The following is a 19,099-nucleotide window of genomic DNA, read 5'->3' on the forward strand; positions in this document are numbered from 1 at the left end:
GTGAGCCCGGAGGTCACGAGGGATTGCGCCCCCCAGTGGCCTCCGGGCTTTTGTCTGCGGTTGTCTGCGCTGTGAGCGCTGCCCGCACTGTGCGCTAAAGTACCGTCTTCGCTTTAGGCGCCTTCGGTACCCTTGGCTCCCTTTCCTTCCCCTTCACCTGGCTCCAGCTCGGCCGGGACCTCCTCGGCCTCGTGCTTGCCGGACTCCAGGGCGGCGTTTTCCTTGCTCATCTGCGCGCGGATCTCAGCCAGGCGCATATCCGCGCGGGCATCTGCCCCCGAAGCCTCAATCTCAGCCATACGACCCTGGTGGGACGAAGCCGCGAGCTCCTGCGCGCCGAGAGCATTAGCGTAGCGACTCTCGATCTTCTCGCGGACCGAGTCGAGGGTCGGGACGTTCGGATTATCCGTGATTCCCTGCATGCCCTGCAGCGTATTCGAGGTCGTCTCCTGCATTTTCGCCTGGTCAGCCTGAGACTCGAGCTCGCGGATCTCGGTCTTCATCTGCTCGTAGCGGACCTGCGACTGCTGCGCCTGCTTCTGGGCCTCTTCCGCCGCCGAAACCGCCTGCGCGTGCAGCTGCGTGGTCTGCTCAAGCTCATTTTCGATGCTGACCAACTGAGAGGCGAACACTTCAGCGGTGTTCTCCATCTTCTGCGCAGTCGCCTCATCGCCCGATGCGCGGGCGGCATCCGCCTGCTGAAGCGCCTGGCGAGTATTCACCGTCAGCTTCTCGCGCTCCTTGTTCAGTCGCCCCAGCTGCATCTCCAGCTGGTTACGATTTCCGATTACCGCAGCGGCCTGCCGCTGAATCTCGTTATGGCGCTTGCGCTCGGCCTCTGCTGCCTGGGCGATCTGAACCTTCGGGTCAGCATTATCATCAATCTTCTTATCGAAAGAAGACATCATGTACTTCCAGCCTTTAGCAAAAGGATTAGCCATCTCGCATTCGACCCTTTCCGACGAAAATTCGGCGACGTATCGGATACACATCGACCTTCTGCTTGAAAATTGTACGTAAAACCAAAAATTCCCTCGACTGCAACACTTCAGCAGCAAGCGTTGTAAAGTCTTTATCCATGGCCCATCCCCCTTCAGACTCAAGGTTTGGCAGCGTTCGACACGCAATTTCCCGCCGAGGCGTAGCCCTGTGCATCGCCGCGGCTTCCCTCACTGTGTCAGCTCCTGCGATCGGACCTTCCTTGGCAGAGGACGCACAGGCGCAGGCGACGTCTACTCCGGCGAAGCCCAGCTCCTCCTCGCGCTCCTCGACCTCCTCGGAAAAACCTTCGGCAAAGAAGGAAAATGCTGAGAAGGGGAAGAAGGAGGAAAAGAAAGAGGAGACCACAAACTCCACCACCGCTGAATCCTCTTCCGCCAAGACTTCCGCTACGGCGACTTCCACGCTGAAGCCAGAGGCAAAGTCCGAATGGGGCCAGAGCGTCCAGGAACGCATGGATGCCGTAACCGAAGAGCTTGAATCGGGACGCAGCAAAATCGGGATTGGCATTTTGGACAGGAAGACGGGCGAATTCCTGTGTAACTCCCACTGCAACGATTCCTTCGAACTGGCTAGTCTGTCGAAGATGTTCGTTGCGGACGTCGTCGCGTACACCAACTACACGCGCCCAAAGGGCAAGGACATCGAGGCTGGCTCGGGAGACATGCCCGTCGACGGCAATCAGGACGCGATGGCCCGCGACGATATGATTCGCTATTCCGACAACGAGGCCACCGACCTTCTATGGTCCGGGTACGGCGGCACTGCCATTGTCGAAAACATCAAGGAGCGCTACGGACTCTCCGAAGCCACCCAGGCGAACCCCGACTGGGGCATGACCCAGAGCTCAGCCGCCGACATGGTCGCCTACTTTAACGGCATGCTCTCCGAGAAGGGTGGGCTTTCCGACGTAGAGACTCGCTACCTCCGGCAACTCATGTACTCCCTGCCGCGTTATTCCTACGGCGACGCGGACCAGAACATTGGGCTCAAAGAGGCCCTTCCCAAAGAGATGGTTGCCAATAAGTCCGGCTGGTTTGATCCCGAAATACGCACGACCGCGGGATTCTTTGGCGACGATGACCGTTACGTCATTGCAGTCCTGGGTTCCTACATCGAAGCGGAGGACCTGACCAAGGCAGTCACCGAGATCTTCCCCGACGGCGAGGCCTCCACGGAGGACGATTCCACGGTGCGCAACCAACCAATCATCTCGTCATCGTCGAATAGCTCGAAGACCAACCCGGCGATTTGGGCAATTCTCGCAGCGATTGTCGGATTCCTACTCGGCTGGATTGTCCGCAAGCAAACCTCCGAATAGTCCAATACGGAGAAACAGGAAGCCGGGGCAGGCGCAACATCGTTGCGACCCTGCCCCGGCTATTTCAGGGTAATCCCCTCACACCCGGACTAGTCCTCCTGGCCGTCCTGCGCTGCCTGCTCAGCAATCTGACGACGGACATCGTCCATATCCAGCGCGGATGCCTGCTGAACCAGCTCATCCAGAGCGGTCTCCGGCAGTACGCCGGAGTGCTGGAACAGGAGGATTCCCTCGCGGAATACGAACAGGGTCGGAATCGACTGGATACCGAGTGCAGCCGAAATCTCCTGGTTCGCGTCCGTGTCAAGCTTGGCGTAGGTAACCTCCGGGTGCTTCTCCGAGTTCTTCTCGAAGATCGGCGCGAACTGACGGCACGGTCCGCACCAGGAAGCCCAAGCATCGACCAGAACGATATTGCCCTTCTGGATGGTGTCCGCAAAAGTGTCGTTCGTAACGTCGATAGTTGCCATGAGTAATGCCCCTTAAAAATAATTTCACTGTCTCTGGCTACGAATCCATGAAAACGTCACTCGGATTCGCGCCACTTGTTTCCCTTCAACGCCCGGGAGCTGAAAAACATTCCGCCAAGAGTCCTAGCCCCCTTGTGGGATTGCTTCGGACGGCCCCTTTAAAGGACTTCCCCGCGCCAATAGCGCTGGCAGCGCCGACTGCACTGGTTCTCTAGCGGTTTACTCGGATAGTGTTCCGTTGCCTGCCGAGCCCCTCAATTTCGATAGTGATTTCCTGCCCGTCCTGCAGGTAGACGGGCGGATTCATGCCGTGGCCAACACCTGCTGGCGTTCCCGTGGAAATTACATCACCCGGGTTTAGCTGGACGAACTGCGAAATATAGGACACCAATGCCGCCGGTGAGAAGACCAAGTCCGCGATTGGCGCATCCTGCCGGAGCTCGCCGTCAACCCACGTGCGCACGCGCGCCACGCTCGAATCGAATTGCTCTGCAGTCAGCATCCAAGGGCCGAAAGCCGACGCGCGCTGCAACGTCTTTCCCTGAAGCCACTGCTCCGTCGCGTATTGGCGGTCTCGCTGGGTGAAGTCGTTCATAATCGCGTACCCGGCGATGGCCTTTCCCGCCTCAGATTCGTCGACCTGCAGGCACGTCGAGCCTACGATGACAGCCAGCTCTCCTTCGTAGTCCAGCTTCGCCGCGCCATCGCGAGGAACTCGAATATCGTCCTTGGCGCCAGCCACCGCATCCGCAAACTTCGCAAATAGCGTGGGAACCTCGGGGCGCTCATGCCCCATCTCCTCGATATGCGCCGCGTAGTTCAGCCCCACGCAGACAATCTTGCCCGGGCGGGTAATCAGCGGCGCGAAAGCCCACGCGGACTCCGCGACAACGTTGTCTGGGTTCTCCGCCGCCCCCTCGAGTAGCTCCTGCGCTTCACGACGCCACGTCGGACGTTCCAGAATGTCCCCAAGACACGAATCTGGAAACAGGACAGCCGAGCCGTCACCGAGAACGGCTGCGCGGGTTCCACCCTGATGCCGCAAGGTTGCAAGACGCATTGAGATACTCATTTCCTCATCATCGTTTGGGACTAAACACAATCTACCGCTCACTGCGCGCTGCGCTGAAAGACCCTCTGTCCCGGGGTGGTCAGGCGGACAACCCACGCAGGCCGGACAAAGAGCCACTTGGCTCCCGCCGCCAGAAGAAGCTTATGCAACCCCAGGCAAAGAATCGCGGCGATGATAGTCACCAACGGCGTCATGATGACCAGTTGCGGATCCGACGGCAAGATCAAGTCGAAGACGATCATGACCAATACCAGCATGGGGATATGCATCAGGAAGATGGGCAGCGTCCGTCCACCCACCTTTTCAAAGGGCGCCACCAAACGGGTGCCCTGGAGCAGAGCCATCAGATTCACCGCCGCTAAAGCGCCAACCGTAGACAGATAGAGCCGCATGAAGCCGACATTTCCATCATTGAAGCTCGGGTACGTGAACTGAACCCACAGTGCCCCCGACAGGAAGGCAGCCATAGTGACACCGAGGAAGAGGATGTTCCGACGCTGCACCATGCTGAATAGCCACGGCGCACCGTGCATACCCAACAGGTAGAAAAACAGCATCTTCGTGATGAAATCCCACGACCAGCTGACTGGCTCAAAAGGCGCAAAACCACTGAGAAGTCCCGCCGCTAGCAGCTGTACTGCCGGATGGACGCGTCGGAAAGCTCGGGTGAACACCGCGAACATGGCCAGCGCCCACAAGAACCACAGGTATGAGGTGGGCTCCACTATCGCGTGCAGCGTGTTGTAGATACGCGGCTGCCAGGACGAAGTGTCCATGATGGACGGTGGGTAAACTATTCCGTCGGCCTCGACGTGAGTGTAAGGCATTAGGAAGAGCACAAAATCGCGCAGCGGCACCCACAGAACATACAGGTAGACCATCACCCAGATGCGACGATTGGCCAACTTGTGCCACGACTCCGACAGCGCCTTACCGGCAAACAACCCGGAGAGAAGGAAAAAGAGGGGCATGCGGATTGGTCCGAGGAAGAAGTTGAACTGCTCCCAGCTAGCCGTGTAATAACCGTGCGCCTGCAGCTCGGTGATTGCGTGGCCGAGAACAACCAGCAAAATGCACAGCCCCTTGGCGGCATCGACCCAGCCGACACGCTGTTTACTACCGCGGGGCCCTTTAGAGCGCTGCTTGGAGGTCGGCGCCAGCGCGGAGGTCGCGACGGAGGCTTCCGCTTTTCCCGAAGAATTACTGGCGGGGTTTGCAGCCATGGGCATGGTCTTTCAACCCCGCTTTCTTCAAGTCCCGAAATCTGGCACCCATAGGGCTGCAGGGCACCAGACTCTCCGATTTAAATACAGTACATTCGAGAAGTTTACTAGGCAGCGCTCACACCGTGAGCCTTTAGGCTTCCTTCGCGATGTTGGCGAACCGGGAAAAGTGCAGCTGGTGCGCTACCGCGATACTGCCCGTCGGACCACCACGATGCTTCGCGACGATGATGTCGGCCTCACCCGCACGCTCGTGCTCCGCCTCCTGGGAGTCCGGGCGATAAATCAGCATGACGATATCGGCGTCCTGCTCCAGCGACCCCGACTCACGGAGGTCAGCGACCTGTGGCTTCTTGTCATTACGGGACTCCGGGCCACGGTTTAGCTGCGAGATAGCGATCAACGGCACCTCGAGCTCCTTAGCCAACAGCTTCAGCTGACGCGAGAATTCCGAGACCTCTTGCTGTCGCGATTCGACTTTTTTACCCGAGCTCATCAGCTGCAGGTAGTCGACCACAATGAGCTTTAGGTCGTGCTTCTGCTTCAGCTGACGCGCCTTAGCGCGAATCTCCATCATGGTGAGGTTCGGCGAATCATCAATAAACAGAGGCGCGTCACGGATGCGGTCGCCGACCTCAACCAAACGGCCCCAGTCGCGCTCGTCCAAATCGCCGGAACGCAGCGACGCCATATTGATCTTCGCCTCCGCCGACATGATGCGCATCATGATTTCGTTTCGCGACATTTCCAGGGAGAAAATCGCGCTGGTCTGACCATGCTTAATCGAAGCCGAACGCATGAAGTCCATCGCCAGCGTCGATTTACCCACACCGGGACGGGCGGCAATGATAATCATCTGCCCGGCGTGCAGGCCGTTGGTCAGCTTGTCCAGGTTGGTGATGCCCGTAGGAACGCCCTGCGCCAGACCACCATTCTGGCTAATCAGATCGATCTCCTCGAGGGTATTGTCCAGGACCTCGGCGATTGGCACGTAATCGTTCTTGGTGTTCTCGCGCCCAACACTGAAAATCAGCTGCTGCGCCTCGTCCACGAGGGTCTCAGGCTCCACATCCTCGGCGCCTGCGTAGCCGATCTGTGCAATCTTCGTGCCGGCCTCGACGAGGCGCCGGATTGTGGCCTTTTCCGCCACGATGCGCGCGTAGAACTGGGCGTTCGCGGCCGTCGGCACGCGGGAGGTGAGCGTGTGCAGATACAGCGGACCACCAACCCGGTCGAGATCACCAGTTCGATCCAGACGGCCGGCCAGGAGGATCGGGTCGATCTCTGAGGATTCGCCATACAGGTGCAGGATCGCGGAATAGATAGCCTGGTGGGCCGGACGGTAGAAATCCTCCGGTGTCAGCTGCTCGTAGACATCGGCGACAACCTCAGAGTTCAGCAACATCGCACCGAGCACACTCTGCTCCGCATCAATGTTGTGGGGTGGTGTGCGCTCGAACGTCGCACCGGAGGCCACAGATGCGCGCGAACCGCGCTTGCGATCCCGGTCCCAGCTACCAGAACGCTCCGACCTATATTCCTCCGGAGGGCCCGGCTCTAGCGGCGGCTCCTCCGGAAGAGGAATGTCATCGAAAGAATCGTCAAAAGAAGCCTCCGCTGAATGAGACGAAGCGCCATTTCCTCCTGAGTACTCGGCGTCGGACGCACCGCTACTAAAGGCCTGACTCACTGTTACCCTTCCTCCCCGCTGCCCCGACCGGCTCTCGCCCGGTCGAGCCCACGCTCACTTACTCTCGACTAACTACTATGGCCCATCGGCCGGATTCATTGAACCGGACTCGGCTCCGCATCGCCCCCTACCGCCCCAGCGGACGAGGGGCTTGGCGAGCTGGCGTTTCCAGCCATAATCCACGGCTTATACCCAATGTTATCCACAGGTCCTGTGGATAGACCTGGGGAGTACTTGTGCACAAACCGGAAATACCCAGGTAAACTCAGCGCAACCTTAAATGCAAGCTTCAAAGTTGACAGATTTACAACTACTCTGACCAGCACTTTCTCTATTTATGCTGGTAGGAAGGTAAATTGATGAATCTCGATTCATGGCCTTTACATTTGCAAAGCGGTTGAAGTCAACTTATGGAAACGTATTTTGTTACCGAATTTTTACCTAAACCATAGTCGTATCCACAAGTTTTCCACTGCACTCCCCAGTTTTCCCCACAGGTTTATCCACAGGGGCAGAAAACACATTCACAACACTGCGTCAAAAACCACGAAAAGCCCCGAGCCCCACAATCGAACTATCGAAGTGGAAACTCAGAGCTTTTCGTGTGCTGTTGTCATTGGGCTAAGACACCAACGACGGATACCATGCCGTCGAGCGCCCAGCCGCCGTCAAAAGTAAAAACTTAAAACCGGGAATTAACCGGCGACGACCTCTACGGAAACATGCGCGGTGATCTGCGGGTGCAGCGCGATGTCAACGGTGTGCTTACCAAGGGACTTGATCTGGCTCGGAGCAAGCACGACTGCGCGCTTGTCGATAGCCTGACCGGAAGCCTTACGAACTGCAGCGGCAATGTCACCTGCGGTGACGGAGCCGAACAGCTTGCCATTGTCCGCTGCCTTAACAGCAACGGAAACGTTGTCGAGCGAGTCAATGCTCTGCTTGACTTCACGTGCATGGTCGAGGTCGCGGATAGCGCGAGCCTCCTGGGCACGACGAATGCCCTCGATCTGCTTTTCTGCGCCGCGGGTGGCAACAATTGCCAGACCGCGAGGAAGCAGGTAGTTACGTCCGTAGCCGGCCTTGACCTCGACGATGTCGCCTGCGACACCGAGCTTGTCAACGTCGGCGGTGAGGATCAGCTTCATGATCCCTGCCTTTCGCTGGATATGTCTTTAAAAAATGAGAATTGTGGATGCTAAATCTGCTGCAACTAAAGCAATATGCGAGAAAGTGCCGGCCTAGAACGGAGGCTCATCGCCGCCGCTGAAACCGCCACCAGCCGGAGGCGCCGAGTTCCACGGATCTTCCGCGGGAGCTCCGCCACCGAAACCGCGGTTGCCCTGATTACTCTGACCACCCTGGTTGCCGCCGAAGCCGCCACCAAAGTTTCCTCCGCCATTGCCGCCGTTTCCACCCTGGCCACGGTTGCCGCCGCCATAGTTTCCACCGCCGGAACGCGGGGTCCGAGTTACCTGAGCACGGGCAAACTTCAGAGAAGGGCCAACCTCATCAACCTCAACCTCGAAGACCGTACGACGCTCGCCCTCACGGGTCTCGTAGCTGCGCTGGCGCAGACGGCCCTGGACGATAACGCGCATGCCCTTAGAAAGACTCTCGACGACATTTTCCGCCGCCTCACGCCAGAGACTGCAGGAGAGGAACATGCCCTCGCCATCAACCCACTGACCGTCGCGGTACACACGAGGCGTAGACGCCACGCGGAAGTTAGCCACCGCAACGCCATTCTGGGTGTACTTAAGCTCCGGATCGGCAACGAGGTTGCCAACCACCGTGATTTGTACGTCTCCCTGAGCCATGCTTGGTTCTCCTAGATTGAAATCCTGTGGGACTGGCCTCGACCGAGGCCTATTGCCCGCTATCCTACGGTTCTCGCACTATCGGCGCGCCTTTTCTAGGCGCTGACTTCAAATGCGTGAAGGCGCAGATTAACGATCAGTCCGCAGCACCTTGGTGCGCAGGATGTTGTCGTTCAGATTCAGACGACGGTCGAGTTCCAGCACGGTTGCGGACTCGCACTCGAGGTCGACGACAATGTAGATGCCGTCTTCCTTCTTGTTGATCGGGTATGCGAGGTGGCGCTTACCCCAGATGTCCACCTTCTCTACCTTGCCGTTCTCCTTGCGGACAACGTCGAGGTACTTTTCCAGGGACGGGCCTACGGTGCGTTCATCCTGTGACGGATCGAGAATGATCATTACTTCGTAGTGACGCACGGACCTCATCACCTCCTATGGTCTAGTTCTTCGTATTTCGGCCACGTGGCGTATCGCGCTGGCACTGTCTTTCGTGCCAACCGCCGCGTAGCAGGAGGGTCGTTGCGTCAGGCAACCCTGCCAGGCTACCGCAGCTGTGGTCGTTTGTCCTAATCGAACGCAAAAAGGCACCGAGGGGCGATCTAGTGATCACTCCCTCGGTGCCTTCGCCGACAGCCCACTCGTTTCCGTCAGGCCTGTTATGAATTTATCTCACCTTAATCCGGGGCCACCCATCGCTTTACGACGACGTCATTGCCGTCGGCAAGCGGAGGAGCTCTCCCCTGCCACGATCAGGCGGGCGCGGAGGAGGCGTACCCCAGTGCGACGATCACCGGAATGACAGTCGCAAACAGGAATGCGCCAAGGCACAGGGCCCAAACGATTCCCGCGCGCCATTTACGCATGAACCCGACGAAAGCGGTGCCGAAGAGGAGGAAGCCCACGGACACCGAAACAATCGTGACTATGACCCAGGTGTCCACTACTGACCACCCGTTCCCGGATTGGGATTCGACTGCGGCTCAGCGCCACCGCCCGGCGCGGGTGCGGGAACCGCTCCCGGATTGCCACCGTTACCGCCGTTGGCTCCGCCACCCAAGCCCGGGATGAGATCCTCGAGCGCCGGCAGGCCGCCCTGATTGCCACTATTGGACGACGACGATGACGGAGGTTCCGAACTCGGCTCAGAGGAGGACTCGGACGTCTCTTCCTTGTAGGTCTCGGTGTAGGTATAGGTCTGCGGAGCCCACTGCGGAGCGCCCGCCTGCCCACCGATTGCCTCCGGAGCGGTGAAGTACTCGAAGTCCTCGTTCGCAAGAGCACCGTTCATTGTCGTGCGCCAGAGGTCGCCCGGCGTGTTCGCGCCGTACATAACTCCGCCACCCGGTGCCATCAGGGCCGACCCGTCGACGTTGCCCATCCACACTGCGGTGGACAGCTGCGGGGTCGAACCAATCATCCAGGCATCCTTGTTGTTGCCGGTATCGCCCAGCTGGGTGGTACCAGTCTTGGCTGCGGACGGACGCCCACCAGCGAGCGGCTGGTTGCTGTACGCGGCAATAGGCTGCATGGCACTGATGACGTTAGTTGCTACGGCCTTGGAAACACGGCGGTCACCCTGCTCGGCCTTGCGCTCGAAGAGCACCTCTCCGGTAGCGGTCTCAACCTTTTCGACAAAGTGGGTCTTCTGGTAGACGCCATCGTTGGTCAGAGTCGCCAGACCGACTGCCATATCGAGCGGACGAGACAGGTACTGGCCGAGCGTGACGCCGTCCTGGGAATGTCCGTTGTCCTCCATCAGAGTCTTTTCGATCCCCGGAATCGACTCTGCGACGCCCAGGCGGTGCGCCATGGCAGCGGTGTCATCGGGACCGTTCTTCAGGTCTCGCTGAAGGCGAATGAACGGAGTATTGAGAGACTGCTTCAGTGCCTCCGAGATTGGGAGGACTCCACCGCCTGCGCCGTCCGAGTTGTACAGGGTTGCGTCACCGGACTGCACCGGAGCCGAGGAGTACTGAGCGCTTAGCGGAATCTTCTGGTCCAGCGCTGCCGCCAGGGCGAAGATCTTGAAGGTCGATCCGGTCTGCAGACCGCTGTTGGCGTAGTCCCAACCATTCGGATCGTCACCGCCGTAGTAGGCACGGACGGCACCTGTCTTCGGCTCGACTGAAACGATTGCAGCGCGCAGGCCCGTCGACTGATCGACATAGTTCTCCATCGCGTCTAGCGCCGCCTTCTGCGCTGTCGGGTCAATGGTGGTGGTGATACGCAGACCGCCGGTGTTGACCTCCTGCTCGGAGATGCCTTCGCGCTCAAGCTCCTGCAGCACCTGGTTCTTAATCATCGCGGCAGGGCCCGGTTCCGGGGCCTGCTTCGGGGCCAGGGCCGGGTCGATGGTCGCGGGGTACTGCATGCCCGCTCGGTCCGATGGCTGGAGCACATTCATCTCAACGAGGCCGTCGAGAACATAGTTCCAGCGCTGCTCTGCCTCCTCGCGGTTAGTCCACGGGTCCAGAGCCGACGGTCGCTGAATTGAAGCGGCCAGCACCGCGCCTTCCTGCGCGTTGAGCTCGTTGACCTTCTTGCCGAAGTACGCCTCCGACGCAGCCGCGATGCCGTAGGCGTTGCGGCCGAAGTAGATGGTGTTGAGGTAGGCCTCGAGGATTTCATCCTTGGTCCACTCACGGGCCATCTTCGCGGACATGACCAATTCCTTGGCCTTTCGCGCGATGGTCCGTTCGTTGCCGACCACGGCGTTCTTCACGTACTGCTGCGTGATGGTCGAACCACCGCCGGCACTGGCGTTACCCGTGAGCACGCCCAGCGCCGCACGAGCGTAGCCTGCCAGCGAGAAGCCCGGGTTGGTGTAGAAGTTGCGGTCCTCTGCGGCCAAAACCGCGTTGCGAACCGCATCCGGCACATCGTCAATCTTCACATTTCGACGGTTGCCACCCTCCGGAACTATACGGGTGATTTCCTTCTCGCCGCTGCGATCGTAGATAACTGCGATCTGATTGTTGGCGAGCTCCTCTGGCTCCGGCACATCAGTCGACACGTAGGCGACACCGAAAATCACTATTGGCAGCATGATTACCAGCACCGCGGCGAGACCGAGCCACGCCAAAATCCGACGCTTGTTATCGCCGGCACTGCCCTCTTCAGACATTTGGTCTTCCTCTTCGTGGTTGTCAGGGGCATCTGCCATGAGAGCAGCTTCGTCCGCTACCCCGCCTTCATCGACACTCGTATGAGCCGTTTCAGCATCCGCGCGCGGCACCGAAGCACCGCTTTCCGACGGCCCCTCCGAGCTTCCTGCGACTGCGGCATTATCTTCCGCATCGGAAGGCCGATCCCACCACTCTTCCCCAGTGCCGGAATCGTTGCCACCCCGCGGGTCTTTGGGGTCGCCGACGCCACCTGGTCGATCTTTACTCACGGGCGCTCTCCCTAACTTTCTGACTCTTCTCGAACAGCCTGCAGCGTTCTCACCAGAAAACTCCACCGGCAGTCGGGGCACACCTCAACTTCTTTGACGGTGCATGAACCATAATCATCAACTATTGCCGATAACTCGATTTCACCACAAGCAGTACCGGAGCGGCGGCCCAAATTTTCTCCGAATACCCAGAATACGAGCCGAAGGTTGTCTTTGCGACACACGGGACATCTGACCTGGGCTTTCCTGCCGTGAAACTTGGCTGCAGCGACCAAGCGCGCGTCTGCATCACAGAGGGCTTTTCGGGGCACTTGGCCATCGCGCCATTGGTCCAGTTGTTGCCTGCGTAACAACGCATGGTCAATCTCGCCCTGCCACCTCATCACCGAAGAAGCGTATCAGCTTTGGGACCCGAACTTTCACCCCCACTTGATCGGTACATAGATGCCCCCTACTGGTGTGCTCACAGTCGATAAATGGATAAAGGTATAGCGTCACGCTCGTTGCGTTCGGCCCAACACAAAACACGTGGCCGAGGAATACACGCATCACCGTACTTACAAGGAGAAGCATTTAAATGAGTTCGATTCGCGTCGCCATCGTGGGCGTCGGTAACTGCGCATCCTCCCTGGTGCAAGGTGTCGAGTTTTACCGCGATGCACAGCCGGACGAGACCGTTCCCGGCCTCATGCACGTAACCTTCGGTGACTACCACGTTTCCGATGTCGAATTCGTCGCTGCCTTCGATGTTGACGACAAGAAGGTCGGCAAGGACCTCTCCGAAGCAATCAACTCCTCGGAGAACTGCACCATCAAGATTGCCGACGTCCCCACCCTCGGCGTCGAAGTGCAGCGCGGCCCGACCCTGGATGGCATCGGCAAGTACTACGCGCAGTCCATCGACGAGTCCCCGGCCGAGGCTGTCGACGTTGTCCAGGCGCTCAAGGACGCCAAGGTGGATGTCCTAGTCTCCTACCTTCCCGTCGGATCCGAGCAGGCCGATAAGTTCTACGCCCAGTGCGCCATCGATGCGGGCGTCGCGTTCGTCAACGCCCTGCCTGTCTTCATCGCTTCCGACCCGGAGTGGGCCAAGAAGTTCGCCGACGCCGGCGTCCCGATTGTCGGTGACGACATCAAGAGCCAGGTCGGCGCCACCATCACCCACCGCGTCATGGCGAAGCTCTTCGAAGACCGCGGTGTCCGCCTCGAGCGCACCCTGCAGCTCAACGTCGGCGGTAACATGGACTTCAAGAACATGCTCGAGCGCGAGCGCCTGGAGTCGAAGAAGATTTCCAAGACTCAGGCCGTCACCTCGAACCTGTCCGGCCCGCTGGCCGGCAAGATCGACGACCGCAACGTCCACATCGGCCCGTCGGACTGGGTGGACTGGCTGGACGACCGCAAGTGGGCTTACGTCCGCCTCGAGGGCAAGGCCTTCGGTGAGGTTCCTCTGAACCTTGAGTACAAGCTGGAGGTCTGGGACTCACCGAACTCCGCCGGCATCATCATCGACGCTGTCCGCGCCGCGAAAATCGCCAAGGACCGCGGCATCGGTGGCCCCGTCTACGCCGCCTCCTCCTATCTGATGAAGTCTCCGCCGAAGCAGCTTGGCGACGACCAGGCACGCGCCCAGCTCGAGGACTTCATCGCTGGCAAGTGACCTCCCTCAGAAGGTAGGAACCACCGTCGATTAGACGGAACCCTTTGGCGCCCCATCGCCTGAAATGGACGACTGCATCCCCGTGCAGTTGCTACTGGCGGTGGGGCCTTTTGATGCCTGCAACGGCCGTCGGAAAGCGACAGACAGAGAGGACTTGGGCGAGAAAAGGGATGTTTTCACTTCCCCTAAAAGTGACACTTTCGCGATTCTTCACAGACCCCAACACCAGCGTTACAGAACCACAATTATACCTTTTTACCTGCAGATATCTGCGTTCCACACTTTTTCCTCAGGTGCTTTTTTACGTAAAAACAGCAGTTTTACTTTAATAAATAGGACCTCAAATCAATTTCGTATTGGCAACTAGCGCGATGCGGATATACCATCAGCGCTATGACTGAAAACCAGGGCACCATTGGCAACCCCGACGCCGTAACCCCCCTCTCGCTCGCGAAGCGCCTTCGCCCGCTCCTAACGCGCGCCGAGCTACTCTACAGCCGACGCTCCACAGAGTCGCAGCTAAGTCGCGCGCAGCTGTCCATCATGATGACTCTGGACACGCTCGGACCGTGCCGTATCAGCCAGCTCGCGGAGGCCGAGGCGATTCGCATGCCAACCGCCTCCAACGCAGTCCACCACCTGGAGACCGCCGGGATGGTCGAGCGCGTCCGCGATAGCCAGGACCGCCGTGGTGTCCGAGTCGAGCTGACCGCGAAGGGCCGCGACGAGCTGCACCGTGTTTCCGACGAGCGCGACCAGCAGATGGCGGAGATGTTCGGCAACCTCTCCCAGGAGGAGCTGGAGTTCGGCGCAGGGCTCGAATCCGTGCTGCGCAACATTCTGGGCACTTACCCGACCCGCGAGAACGGCTAAGCACAGCACACTTTCAGCCGAACAGGGCGCTGTGGGTTTTCAAGCATTACATCGATAGGTTTAGGTATTGCAGCCCGTGCAAGTAGGCTAGGTGTTTGAGTATCCCCCATCAATGACTGTGTTGACCCGGAGGTAAGCAATGGGTACACGCCCGCTCCGAATCCTGATTGCGTGGCGCCCTGGCGAATACGGCACCGAAACTCTCGCCTACGCCGCCTGGCTTTCACGCACCACTAAGGTGCAGATTCGCGTGGTCAGTGTTCTTTCGAGGGGATGGCCGCTGACCTCCCTGGCGCGGCTTTCCTCTAACGATTCCTGGGTTGCGAACGAGACCTCGACCCTGGAGTCAATCATCAAGTCCGAGCTGAAGCTGGCGGGCCTGCGTAAGGGAATGCTTGACGACGACGCGGTCAGGGTCATCGAGACTTCCAGCGAGTCCACCACAATTTGCCGAGAGGCAGAGGATTTCTCTGCGGATCTCGTACTGCTTGGCACCCGCCGCAACAATGCCCAGGATTGGTCCTCCCTGAGCAAGAGCGGATTCGTGATGGGATCCACCTCTGACGCGCTGCTTCATTACTCGCCGGTGCCACTGGCGCTTGCGGTTCCCAGCGCGAAGCTGTCCAAGCATGGCGTGACCCGCATAAGCGTCTGCTACATCGATACCCCGCAGTCCCACAGCGCGCTGAATAAGGCGGCTGACCTGGCCCACCGCTGGGAAGTCCCGCTACGATTGGTGTCGTTCACGCCCCGTGGTGCGACTATGTACCCGACCGAAAACGGGTATGGCACCTCCTCGGACCTGATGGTCGAATGGCGCGAGCAGGCCATGGCTTTGCTTGATCGCGGTGTCGACCGGGCGCACACTCGCTACCCGGAGCTGAGCATCGACAGCGAGGTCGCATCCGGCAATGGCTGGGAGGAGGCCATCAGTTCCATCAAGTGGAAGAAGGGCGACATGCTCGTCCTGGGCTCTTCGACGCTTGGCCCATTCGGCCGCGTGTTTATCGGCTCTTCAACGAATCACATCGTTCGACACAGCCCGGTGCCGATGCTGATTACTCCGGCGTAAAGAGGGAAGTGGGGAAGCGGCATATGGCCATCGACTCGGACGATCCCTTAGAGCGTCTCGAACGTCGTATGTACTCCGGTCGGCCGGCGTACGTCTATACCTGCGCGGTTATCGTTGCAACGCTGGTCGCGGGGCTTCTTGTCGGCATTGCCGGTTATCTGTCCGGGGGCCCGACATGCGACGCGGGCAAGTCAACGTTCATCTGCTCCCGAACCTGGGAGATCGCCTTCCCCGTGATTCCGGCGGCGGTTTCCCTATTCGGATGCCTCGGGGGATTCTGGCGCACCTATGTCGAGTGGAAGCATTTCCGCAACTGGCGCCCGTGGCTGGCCATGTGCTGGGTGCTGATGCCTTTCACCCTGATGTGGATGGTATCTACCTTCGGCATCCTGATTCTGGGCATCAAGTAACGAATTTGCCAGCTTTTTGTAGGAAGTAAGGCCAAATTCGCGGTTACTTCCTACAAAAAGCTGGCAAAAATCGCGGAACAGTGACGTGGCACCGCAAAATGGCACCACCGGGCCACCGCGCCACCGGGCCGCAGAGCGACCTACTTCTTAACCACCAGGTTGACCATCTTGCCCGGCACGACAATCACCTTAAAGATGCTGCCACCAGCGTTTTCAACGGCGGCCTGGACCTTTTCATCGGCACGCGCGATTGCCTCGACGTCCTCACGGGAAGCATCGGTGGCCACGTCAATGCGGGCGCGGACCTTGCCGTTGATCTGGACCGGGATTTCGATGGTGTCGTCGACAAGCCACTTCTCGTCGACTGCCGGCCACGGCCCGTGGGCCAGCGACTCTGCGTGGCCCAAACGCGACCACAGCTCCTCCGCGATGTGCGGGGCGACCGGGCCGAGCATCAGCGCCAGCGGCTCGACCGCAGCGCGCGGGGCGCCGGTGGAACCGTAGGTCTTGGTCAGGTAGTTGACGTACTCGATCAGCTTGGCCACAGCAGTGTTGTCGCGCAGCTCAGCGTAGTCGCCGGTAACCCCGTCGACGGTGCGGTTCAGGGCCTTCAAGTCGTCGTCGGAAAGCGCGGCGTCGGTAACGCAGAGCTCACCGGTGGTCTCGTCGACCACCAGTCGCCAGGCGCGCTGCAGGAAGCGCTGCGAGCCGACGAGGTCCTTAGTCGCCCAGGGGCGGGAGGTATCGAGCGGGCCCATCGCCATTTCGTAGACGCGCAGGGTGTCGGCGCCGTAGTTGTCGCAGATGTCGTCGGGGGAGACAGCATTCTTCAGGGACTTGCCCATCTTGCCGTATTCCTGGAAAACCTCCAGGTCGGAGCCGTCTTCACCCGCACCCGGGATGAAGAACTTGCCGTCGCGCTCGACGACCTGCTCTGCCGGCTGGTAGACGCCACGGGCATCGGTGTAGGCGTAGGCCTGAATGTAGCCCTGGTTGAACAGGCGGCGATACGGCTCGACGGAGGTGACGTAGCCGAGGTCGAAGAGAACCTTGTGCCAGAAACGGGAGTACAGCAGGTGCAGCACGGCGTGCTCGACACCGCCGACATAGAGGTCCACGCCACCCGGATCCTTCGCGCCGTGGGTCTCCGGGCGCGGGCCGGTCCAGTAGCGCTCATTTTCCAGGTCGACGAACTTCTCCGAGTTATTCGGGTCGATGTAGCGCAGCTGGTACCAGGAGGAACCGGCCCACTGCGGCATCACGTTGGTGTCGCGGTAGTAGGTCTGCTTACCGTCGCCGAGGTCCAGTTCGACCTCGACCCAATCGCGGGCCTTGGCCAGCGGCGGAGCGGGCTCGGAGTCGGCGTCGTCCGGGTCGGCGGTTACCGGCTTGTAGTCCTCGACCTCGGGAAGCTCCACCGGGAGCATGGACTCGGGCAGCGCGTGGGCGTGGCCGTCGGCGTCGTAGACGATGGGGAAGGGCTCGCCCCAGTAACGCTGACGGGCAAACAGCCAATCGCGCAGCTTGTACTGGATCTTTTCCTCGCCGGCACCCTGGCCCTGCAGCCACTCGATGACGGTGGCAATGGCCTCGGCCTTCTCCATACCGTTGATGTCCAGGCCGGAGTCGTTCGCGGAGTTCACGCGCGGGCCATCGCCGACGTAGGCAGCCTCGGCGATGTTGCCGCCGGAGACGACCTCACGAATCGGCAGGCCGAAGACGTTTGCGAACTCGTAGTCGCGCTCGTCGTGCGCGGGCACCGCCATGATGGCGCCAGTGCCGTAGCCGATTAGCACGTAGTCGGAGATGAACACCGGCACCTGCTCGCCGCTGACCGGGTTAGTGGCGTAAGCCCCCAGGAAGATGCCGGTCTTTTCCTTGTTCTCCTGACGCTCCAGGTCCGACTTCGACGCGATTGCCGCGCGGTAGGCGGCAACGGCCTCAGCCGGGGTGGACTTGCCATAAGTCCAGCGCTCGTCGACTCCCTCGTAGGAGCCGGAACCGGCATCGACCAGGGCGTCGACAAGCTCATGCTCAGGGGCGAGCACCATGTAGGAGGCGCCGAAGAGGGTGTCGGGGCGGGTGGTGAACACGCGGATCTTAGTGGAGACCTTCGGGCCGATCTCGGCGGTGAAGTCGACCTCGGCGCCTCGGGAGCGGCCGATCCAGTTGCGCTGCATGGCCTTGACCTTGTCGCTCCAGTCGAGAAGCTCCAGGTCGTCGATGAGGCGGTCTGCGTAGGCGGTAATCCGCATCATCCACTGCGACAGCTGCTTGCGGAAGACCGGGAAGTTACCGCGCTCGGAACGACCGTCGGCGGTGACCTCCTCGTTCGCCAGAACGGTGCCCAGGCCCGGGCACCAGTTGACCATCGACTTGGAGCGGTAGACCAGGCGGAATTCGTCGATTGCCTCGCGCTTTTCGGCCTCCGACAGCTCGGAGTAGACGCGGCCGTCCTTGGTGGCCATCTCGCCGGACTCGAGCAGCGGCAGCAGCTCCTCGATGCGGCGTGCCTTCTTCTGCGACTCGTCGAACCAGGCGTTGTAAATCTGCAGGAAGATCCACTGCGTCCACTTGTAGTAATCGGTGTCCGTGGTGGCGACGACGCGGCGACGATCATGGCCAAGCCCCAGGCGGCCCAGCTGTCGCTCCATGTTGGCGATGTTCGCCTCGGTGGTCACGCGCGGGTGCGTGCCGGTCTGAATCGCGTACTGCTCGGCGGGCAGACCGAAGGCATCGTAGCCCAGCGTGTGCAGCACGTTGGCGCCCTGCATGCGGTGGAAACGGGCGAAGACGTCCGTCGCGATGTAGCCCAGCGGGTGGCCTACGTGCAGGCCGACACCGGAGGGGTAGGGGAACATATCCTGAACGAAAAGCTTCTCGCCCGGAATCTCGGCACCGTCGGCTGCCGCGAGATCGCCCACCGGGTTGGGGGCGTGGAAGGTGCCGTTGTCATTCCAGAACTGCTGCCACTTGCCTTCGAGCTGTGCTGCCAGCTCGGGCGAGTAGCGGTAGTCGTTGGCTGCTGCCGAGGACGAGGACTTTTCGCTGTTGGTCATGCTGACACAGTTTAGTAGCTGGGTTTGGCACGTGCC

The 19,099-nt window shown here is 60.1% G+C and carries 17 protein-coding genes; 5 read left to right on the forward strand and 12 right to left on the reverse strand.

Annotation, left to right across the window (positions count from 1 at the left end):
- Positions 1-113 precede the first annotated feature (113 nt).
- Entirely contained in the window at positions 114-941 is an 828-nt protein-coding gene (locus CLAC_RS11940; RefSeq protein ID WP_053413100.1) for a PspA/IM30 family protein, read from the reverse strand.
- A 260-nt stretch (positions 942-1,201) separates the two neighbouring features.
- On the opposite strand from CLAC_RS11940, the gene CLAC_RS11950 reads away from it, so the two are divergent.
- Positions 1,202-2,320: a serine hydrolase gene (locus CLAC_RS11950; RefSeq protein ID WP_169750348.1), complete on the forward strand. Its 1,119-nt coding sequence runs from the start codon at positions 1,202-1,204 to the stop codon at positions 2,318-2,320.
- 89 nt (positions 2,321-2,409) lie between these two features.
- Here the strand turns inward: CLAC_RS11950 and trxA are convergent, their stop codons facing one another.
- The 10 genes from trxA to CLAC_RS12850 form a co-directional block, all read right to left on the reverse strand.
- The gene (trxA, locus tag CLAC_RS11955) at positions 2,410-2,790 is read right to left on the reverse strand and encodes a thioredoxin (protein ID WP_053413103.1); all 381 of its coding nucleotides are present in this window, start codon (positions 2,788-2,790) and stop codon (positions 2,410-2,412) included.
- Positions 2,791-3,001: 211 nt separating this feature from the next.
- On the reverse strand, positions 3,002-3,850 hold the full coding sequence (locus CLAC_RS11960) for a fumarylacetoacetate hydrolase family protein (protein ID WP_053413104.1): 849 nt from the start codon (positions 3,848-3,850) through the stop codon (positions 3,002-3,004).
- A gap of 50 nt (positions 3,851-3,900) precedes the next feature.
- Positions 3,901-5,085, reverse strand: a complete 1,185-nt coding sequence (locus CLAC_RS11965; protein WP_053413451.1) for an acyltransferase family protein — start codon at positions 5,083-5,085, stop codon at positions 3,901-3,903.
- Between the two features lie 133 nt (positions 5,086-5,218).
- Positions 5,219-6,670 carry a replicative DNA helicase gene (gene dnaB, locus CLAC_RS11970; RefSeq protein WP_425388825.1) on the reverse strand — a complete coding sequence of 484 codons (1,452 nt, stop codon included), beginning with the start codon at positions 6,668-6,670 and terminating at the stop codon, positions 5,219-5,221.
- 800 nt (positions 6,671-7,470) lie between these two features.
- Positions 7,471-7,923, reverse strand: a complete 453-nt coding sequence (gene rplI, locus CLAC_RS11975; protein WP_053413106.1) for a 50S ribosomal protein L9 — start codon at positions 7,921-7,923, stop codon at positions 7,471-7,473.
- 93 nt (positions 7,924-8,016) lie between these two features.
- Positions 8,017-8,595, reverse strand: coding sequence for a single-stranded DNA-binding protein (locus CLAC_RS11980; RefSeq protein WP_053413107.1), 579 nt, complete (start codon positions 8,593-8,595; stop codon positions 8,017-8,019).
- A gap of 129 nt (positions 8,596-8,724) precedes the next feature.
- The gene (gene rpsF / locus CLAC_RS11985) at positions 8,725-9,012 is read right to left on the reverse strand and encodes a 30S ribosomal protein S6 (protein ID WP_211255358.1); all 288 of its coding nucleotides are present in this window, start codon (positions 9,010-9,012) and stop codon (positions 8,725-8,727) included.
- A 332-nt stretch (positions 9,013-9,344) separates the two neighbouring features.
- On the reverse strand, positions 9,345-9,536 hold the full coding sequence (locus CLAC_RS11990) for a hypothetical protein (RefSeq protein WP_053413109.1): 192 nt from the start codon (positions 9,534-9,536) through the stop codon (positions 9,345-9,347).
- On the reverse strand, positions 9,536-11,989 hold the full coding sequence (locus tag CLAC_RS11995; protein ID WP_082313434.1) for a transglycosylase domain-containing protein: 2,454 nt from the start codon (positions 11,987-11,989) through the stop codon (positions 9,536-9,538). The genes CLAC_RS11990 and CLAC_RS11995 overlap by 1 nt, the downstream gene beginning before the upstream one ends.
- Positions 11,990-12,000: 11 nt before the next feature.
- Positions 12,001-12,372: a DUF5318 family protein gene (locus CLAC_RS12850; protein WP_245622047.1), complete on the reverse strand. Its 372-nt coding sequence runs from the start codon at positions 12,370-12,372 to the stop codon at positions 12,001-12,003.
- Between the two features lie 194 nt (positions 12,373-12,566).
- Here CLAC_RS12850 and CLAC_RS12000 point away from each other — a divergent pair, with 194 nt between their 5' ends.
- The 4 genes from CLAC_RS12000 (at position 12,567) to CLAC_RS12015 (ending at position 16,004) form a co-directional block, all read left to right on the forward strand.
- The gene (locus CLAC_RS12000; RefSeq protein WP_053413110.1) at positions 12,567-13,649 is read left to right on the forward strand and encodes an inositol-3-phosphate synthase; all 1,083 of its coding nucleotides are present in this window, start codon (positions 12,567-12,569) and stop codon (positions 13,647-13,649) included.
- A 393-nt stretch (positions 13,650-14,042) separates the two neighbouring features.
- Complete coding sequence (locus tag CLAC_RS12005) at positions 14,043-14,522, forward strand: MarR family winged helix-turn-helix transcriptional regulator (protein ID WP_053413111.1); 480 nt, start codon at positions 14,043-14,045, stop codon at positions 14,520-14,522.
- Positions 14,523-14,661: 139 nt separating this feature from the next.
- Positions 14,662-15,594, forward strand: coding sequence for a universal stress protein (locus CLAC_RS12010; RefSeq protein ID WP_053413112.1), 933 nt, complete (start codon positions 14,662-14,664; stop codon positions 15,592-15,594).
- Positions 15,595-15,617: 23 nt separating this feature from the next.
- Positions 15,618-16,004: a hypothetical protein gene (locus CLAC_RS12015; protein ID WP_053413113.1), complete on the forward strand. Its 387-nt coding sequence runs from the start codon at positions 15,618-15,620 to the stop codon at positions 16,002-16,004.
- Positions 16,005-16,144: 140 nt separating this feature from the next.
- Here the strand turns inward: CLAC_RS12015 and leuS are convergent, their stop codons facing one another.
- Positions 16,145-19,063, reverse strand: coding sequence for a leucine--tRNA ligase (gene leuS / locus CLAC_RS12020; protein ID WP_053413114.1), 2,919 nt, complete (start codon positions 19,061-19,063; stop codon positions 16,145-16,147).
- Between the last annotated feature and the right edge of the window lie 36 nt (positions 19,064-19,099).

It is taken from the genome of Corynebacterium lactis RW2-5 (assembly GCF_001274895.1).
Taxonomy (GTDB): domain Bacteria; phylum Actinomycetota; class Actinomycetes; order Mycobacteriales; family Mycobacteriaceae; genus Corynebacterium; species Corynebacterium lactis.

Bases quoted from the DNA above. Each gene is read 5' to 3' on its own strand.
- CLAC_RS11940 (WP_053413100.1), bottom strand. From the start codon at position 941: ATGGCTAATCCTTTTGCTAAAGGCTGGAAGTACATGATGTCTTCTTTC.
- trxA (WP_053413103.1), bottom strand. From the start codon at position 2,790: ATGGCAACTATCGACGTTACGAACGACACTTTTGCGGACACCATCCAG.
- CLAC_RS11960 (WP_053413104.1), bottom strand. From the start codon at position 3,850: ATGCGTCTTGCAACCTTGCGGCATCAGGGTGGAACCCGCGCAGCCGTT.
- CLAC_RS11965 (WP_053413451.1), bottom strand. From the start codon at position 5,085: ATGGCTGCAAACCCCGCCAGTAATTCTTCGGGAAAAGCGGAAGCCTCC.
- rplI (WP_053413106.1), bottom strand. From the start codon at position 7,923: ATGAAGCTGATCCTCACCGCCGACGTTGACAAGCTCGGTGTCGCAGGC.
- CLAC_RS11980 (WP_053413107.1), bottom strand. From the start codon at position 8,595: ATGGCTCAGGGAGACGTACAAATCACGGTGGTTGGCAACCTCGTTGCC.
- CLAC_RS12850 (WP_245622047.1), bottom strand. From the start codon at position 12,372: ATGAGGTGGCAGGGCGAGATTGACCATGCGTTGTTACGCAGGCAACAA.
- CLAC_RS12000 (WP_053413110.1), top strand. From the start codon at position 12,567: ATGAGTTCGATTCGCGTCGCCATCGTGGGCGTCGGTAACTGCGCATCC.
- CLAC_RS12005 (WP_053413111.1), top strand. From the start codon at position 14,043: ATGACTGAAAACCAGGGCACCATTGGCAACCCCGACGCCGTAACCCCC.
- CLAC_RS12010 (WP_053413112.1), top strand. From the start codon at position 14,662: ATGGGTACACGCCCGCTCCGAATCCTGATTGCGTGGCGCCCTGGCGAA.
- CLAC_RS12015 (WP_053413113.1), top strand. From the start codon at position 15,618: ATGGCCATCGACTCGGACGATCCCTTAGAGCGTCTCGAACGTCGTATG.
- leuS (WP_053413114.1), bottom strand. From the start codon at position 19,063: ATGACCAACAGCGAAAAGTCCTCGTCCTCGGCAGCAGCCAACGACTAC.